The sequence below is a fragment of the Devosia sp. genome, assembly GCF_028290645.1.
Classification (GTDB): Bacteria; Pseudomonadota; Alphaproteobacteria; order Rhizobiales; family Devosiaceae; genus Devosia_A.
In genome coordinates this window covers 1-3,891 of record NZ_JAQGJL010000423.1, presented here as the reverse complement: position 1 = coordinate 3,891, position 3,891 = coordinate 1, and the positions used below count along the sequence as shown (strand labels likewise).

The window sequence follows — 3,891 nt, the reverse complement described above, 5'->3', positions numbered from 1 at the left end:
GTAGGTCTTTTTCGTCCCTGGGGCGCCGTAGAGGATGCTGACCGAGCCGGCACTAAACAAACATTCAACAATCCACTCGATGTCATCTTCAGTGTCCCAGGCTTCATCAGCCCAGTGGACTGTGAATCGCACCGGCGCGACGACCGCCTTCGACGCTACGAGCTCGTCCAGTTCGTCGGTTGTGTGGCCCAGGTCGAACCACTCGGAAATATCACCCTTCGGAGATAGTCCGGGTAGGCGCACGATCCGGCACGACGTGGCAATGCCGGAGAGTGACGAAGCTACCTCGGTCGCGTACTTGTCTCCGTCCTCGTCGTTATCGGGAAGGATGACCACGTGTCGCCCTGCGAGTTCTTCCTCGTAGGCGCCCTCGCCCTTGGACCAACTATCGGCGCCTTGAGCGCTCGTCGTGGCCACATAGCCGTGGGCCTCTAAACAGTGGACATCCTTCTCGCCTTCGACCAGGAAGACGGGTCGGGACGGGTCAGCGTTTCGGAGCTGCGGCAGACGATAGAGCACGCGACGCACTCCCTTGATCGTCCACTCATAACCCCCGCGGCCGTCCGGCCGTCGTTGGGTGAACCCTTTGGGGTTCCACCGCACAACTTCGTAGAGGAGCTCGCCCGTTTCGTCGACGTAAGGATAGGTCGCGACGATGCGGCCCTGACGCGGTTGCCCCTTGAGGGTCACCCCATTGCCATTGGGCGCCAGGTGGACTTTCTCCACCTTGACCCCGATGGATACGAGTGGGTCGCTCCAGAGGTCGCGTAAGGACAGTCCCAGGGCTGCGAGTACCCGATCGGGTGGGCAGCCCTGCTGACAGTGGATCAGGACTCGACCGTCGTCACCTTCGCCGATGCTCAGCGAAGGCTTCCGATCGTCGTGAGAGGGGCAACGGGCCTCAAACCCTTTGCCCGACTTCCGCGCGTCGGGGAAATGCGACAGGATGCGGTCGAGTGCTACTGACATGGCTAGAACGGTAGATCCGTGTCGGTGCCGGTCGTGCCGTTTTGGATCTTGGCGAACAGCTCCGAGTCTTCCCGCTCGAGACGCCCGGCGAGCAGGTCGCGATTCTCGGCGTTGTGCTCGTCGCTCAGGATGGGGTCGACATTGACCCACACGCCGCCGCCGGTTTGCTTGGGCACGTGACTCACCGCGCCTCGGAAAACCATCCCCTTGAACCAATCCGGGTCCAAGCGCCCCCCGTTGAGTACCCACGCCTTCATGTCGTCGGTGACGAGGAAGCCGCCGGCACTGGCGCAGAACGTGAAGAGCTTCGTGACTTGGAGCTGGCCATCCCGCAAGAATCCCCAGGTGTAATTGAAGGACGCCCAGACCGACGTGGATTGATCCTGGCCAGGGTCGCGCTTCGACGCGGTAAAGACTTTCAGCTTTTCGATCTGCGCCTCGACGAGGTTGAGACGATACAGCGCGCGTGGGTACTGCTTCTGCGGCTTCCCATCTGGTCCCATCCGTGGCGGGCCACTCGGCGGCTTGAGGGTCACGTTGTCGATCGTGAAGATGTACTTGTTGCCCTGGGGAATCGGGAACCAATCGCCGGATCCGCCTTCGTTGGTCGAGATGCCTTTGGGTTCCCAGGTCGCTAGTGCTTCGGACATTCGGGGTATCTCCTTTATAACGCTCTGTTCGCCGAGCGTGCGCGTTGCGTGGCCCGTAGGCCGATTGAAACGCTAGGTGTTGGTCAACTCATCCCGCTCCCGCTCGAGTCGGCCAATCATCGTCAGGGTGGCGTCGATCCGCGCCCGGATCTGCTTTGATGCTCCCCAGTGTCCCGCCTGGCGATAGCCCCGCTCGCGCTGGCTGTCGTCGATCGCGTCGGCGTAGAGCGCGATGATCTCGCGATCGCGCAGCCACAACTTGAACGGGAGATAGACCCAGCGGTCCAGCGGCCGACACGCCCACCGCGCCAGCCGACGGGCCACGCCCGGCCGTGGCGGGTGGAGGGGTAGGATGCCGGAGATGGGCGTGGGGTAGGTACGGCTCATGAGGTGGCTCGCTTCTTAGCTAGGATTCGTCGCCTGCCGCGCCAGGTTCCTACCGCGACTGACCATTGCGTCAGGAGATTCCGCCAGCCATCAAGATCCTCAACGGCTTGCTGGTGAGTTTCCATGTACTCACCAAGGGCGTCGGCTGCACGGAACAGGAATTCGGTATTGACGGCTTCTGCTTTCGCCAGGTCGCCTGATGGCACGTAGGCATGGAGGTCTGCCCCATCGTAGATACCGCCATGCTGCTTTTCCGAAACCGTAGGCGCCCCGCAGTCAGGGCATACGGTCTTTAGTAACTCTTCCATCTACTCCCCCTCCTCCTCAACCCGCATCTCGAACACCCGCGGGCTCAGCCTCACCCGCACCCGGTCCCCGACTCGGAACGTGCGGTACTCGTAGGGTCGGTCGTGATCCTCGGCCAGCAACGGCCCGGCAATCGTCATCGGGTGGCCTCGGCTAGCTGAATGGCTCGGTCGATTAAGGCGAGGACTTCGGCGTGGGTGCGATTATCGCGATCTTGCCAAAGTACGTAGTCGAAGGATCCGGTTATCTCGTGCGTCGTTCTGTAGATGACATTCTCGAAACCACTAATCGACCCCTCGCCTAACTCTTCAGCCTCGACAAGCATTGCCCCGCTCAGGCACCAACAAACGGCATCTTGATCATGGGGGTTGACAGCGTTACCATCAGCCTTTCTAGCCAATGCGCCCTTGGTCCATTTGTCCGGTGTCGCCAATCGAGCCCTAACAGCCCGTAGGCACGTTACGGTTGACTCGCTCATCGCCCCTTCTCCCGCAGATACCGCTGCACGTCGTAGGCGCTCCACTCGGATTCGGAGCGCTGGCTGATCTCCGCCTCGATCGCGTCCAGCCGCGCGTTGAGCTGGTCGATCTGGGGCCGCGCCCAGTCGCCGCCCTGGGAGACGGCCTCGATCGCTTCGCCGAGGCACAAGGAGATGGTGCGGCGATCGCAGAACAGCGCCCCGAGGGACGGCGACGTGGGGGACGCGAGCAGGCGCGGTTCGAGGAAGGTCATGAGATGGCCTCACTTAACTGTTGAAATGAAGCTCTTATGGAGTCCACTGCCATCTCTGTTGTGTCGCGAAGGTCTTTTAAGTCAGCCAGCCTTCCCTCAAGGAGTTGAACTTGTCCCCCTAGGCGCTCCGTGGCTTCTGCCGTTGGCCTGGTCGCCGTATCTCTCAGAAAATCATTTGCTGATTCGAGCACCGCTATGTAATCGGTAACGATAATCACGAGGTCGGTATCGACGAGAATTGTTGGATACTGCTTGAGCGCCCGGACCGCAGCGGCGTGTCGGCCCTGCCATCGTTGGCGATCAGCCGCACTTAGCTTGACGCTACTCATTCCCCCTGCTCCTCTTCGACTTCGGCCCACACCTGGAGCAGCGCAACTTCCCAATCTTGAAGCTGGCGGCCCGGCCGCGGCTCCAACTTCAGCGCCTCGATGGCTTCGCGGGGTGGGTGGCGGTGTGATAAACTTGAGGTCATTGGTGTTTTTCCTTTCGTGCTTTGGGGCTGGCCGTTCACGCGGCTGGCCCCTTTTCGTTAGACGGCGAGGGGTTCAAGTTCGACAGCGGCAAAGAATCCAGAGCCGGAACTACAGCATTCGTGGTCAATGGGGGGCAGCCTCACAAGATACGGGTGGCCCTTGGAACTAGACGGGCGGTGAATAGCTATGATTTCGCCGGTCATGCCGTTCTGTTCGGGGTAGTGCTCGACAAGGTTTGTAGGCGTGGGCTTGTGTAACGGCAAAGGACATTCGGGGCTTAGGCAGACCTTCACCCAATCCCCGACTTTGAACTTTGGTCGATCAAAGTCAAATGGTTCAGTCATCAGGCTCATTTCGCAGTCTCGTGCAGGCTA

Annotated in this window: 7 protein-coding genes; all 7 read right to left on the bottom strand. The window is 60.9% G+C overall.

Annotation, left to right across the window (positions count from 1 at the left end):
* Window positions 1-969, bottom strand: a 969-nt coding sequence (locus tag JWQ89_RS22460; protein WP_299644888.1) for a toprim domain-containing protein, incomplete at its 3' end; no start/stop codon positions are given.
* 2 nt (window positions 970-971) lie between these two features.
* Window positions 972-1,619 (bottom strand): hypothetical protein, encoded by a 648-nt coding sequence (locus JWQ89_RS22455; protein WP_299644887.1) that lies wholly within the window; start codon window positions 1,617-1,619, stop codon window positions 972-974.
* A 72-nt stretch (window positions 1,620-1,691) separates the two neighbouring features.
* Window positions 1,692-2,006: a hypothetical protein gene (locus JWQ89_RS22450; RefSeq protein WP_299644886.1), complete on the bottom strand. Its 315-nt coding sequence runs from the start codon at window positions 2,004-2,006 to the stop codon at window positions 1,692-1,694.
* Complete coding sequence (locus tag JWQ89_RS22445) at window positions 2,003-2,314, bottom strand: hypothetical protein (protein WP_299644885.1); 312 nt, start codon at window positions 2,312-2,314, stop codon at window positions 2,003-2,005. The genes JWQ89_RS22450 and JWQ89_RS22445 overlap by 4 nt, the downstream gene beginning before the upstream one ends.
* Window positions 2,315-2,786: 472 nt before the next feature.
* Window positions 2,787-3,044: a hypothetical protein gene (locus JWQ89_RS22440; RefSeq protein ID WP_299644884.1), complete on the bottom strand. Its 258-nt coding sequence runs from the start codon at window positions 3,042-3,044 to the stop codon at window positions 2,787-2,789.
* Entirely contained in the window at window positions 3,041-3,373 is a 333-nt protein-coding gene (locus tag JWQ89_RS22435; RefSeq protein WP_299644883.1) for a hypothetical protein, read from the bottom strand. The genes JWQ89_RS22440 and JWQ89_RS22435 overlap by 4 nt, the downstream gene beginning before the upstream one ends.
* Window positions 3,370-3,555: a hypothetical protein gene (locus tag JWQ89_RS22430; protein WP_299644882.1), complete on the bottom strand. Its 186-nt coding sequence runs from the start codon at window positions 3,553-3,555 to the stop codon at window positions 3,370-3,372. Before JWQ89_RS22430 ends, JWQ89_RS22435 begins: the two co-directional genes overlap by 4 nt.
* Window positions 3,556-3,891: the final 336 nt, after the last annotated feature.